Origin of the sequence: Nocardioides sp. URHA0020 (assembly GCF_000620705.1) — a bacterium.
In the GTDB taxonomy this organism is placed as follows: domain Bacteria; phylum Actinomycetota; class Actinomycetes; order Propionibacteriales; family Nocardioidaceae; genus Nocardioides.
This window is the reverse complement of the sequence record NZ_KK211165.1, coordinates 1-767: the sequence shown is the minus strand read 5'-3', so window position 1 is coordinate 767 and position 767 is coordinate 1. Positions and strand designations below refer to the sequence as shown.

General features: G+C 67.8%; 1 protein-coding gene. It reads left to right on the top strand.

What is annotated here, in order from left to right:
- Nucleotides 1-213: 213 nt before the first annotated feature.
- A partial coding sequence (locus tag N542_RS0103535; RefSeq protein WP_155992841.1) for a DUF222 domain-containing protein occupies nt 214-767 on the top strand: 554 nt, incomplete at its 3' end.

Sequence of the window (767 nt, the reverse complement as noted above, 5' to 3'; positions counted from 1 at the left end):
TCTCTGGGTGGGTGGTTTCGAGGCTCGGGCCTAGCGGCCCTCGCACCTCAACCACCGAGGTTCTCGGACCAGCGGGCGACCCACACCCACCGCGGCGGCAGAATTGGAGCTGTCGTGGGCCAGTTTTCGTTCACAGGATCGCTGGTGACACCGCCATCCACAGTCCTGCGGAGCACGGATGCAGATGTCGGCTGTTCGAGGTTGGCTGGATCCATGACAGCGATGACCACACCCCACCACCAGGTGGCCGAAGCGACCGCGCGGATGCGCGGGATCGCCGACGTCCTGGTGGATGCGTCGGTGTGGTCGATGAGCGCTCACGAAGCAGCCTCCACGCTGGTCGAGCTCACGCGACTGGAAGCCCAGGTAGTCGAGCTCAAGACCCGGGTCGCCGCCCACGCCGACGAGGTCGAGGTCGGCACCGATGTCGGCGCGACGAGCACGGCGAACTGGTACGCCCACCAGACCAGGCAGACCCGTCCGGCAGCGGCACGCACGGTCCACCTCGGCCATGACCTGGCCACCTACAAACTGGTCCGGACCTCACTGGCACGCGGCGACCTGCGGCCCGAGCAGGCCGACGTGATCGTCCGGTCGGTCAAGGCACTGCCTGATGGCCTCGACGCGGAACTCCTCACCAAGGCCGAGGAGCACCTCGTCACCGCCGCGGAAGAGCACGACGCGAAGCGCCTCACCATCCTCGGGCGCAGACTCCTCGAGGTCATCGCACCCGACCTCGCCGACCAGCACGAGTCCGACCTCCTCGA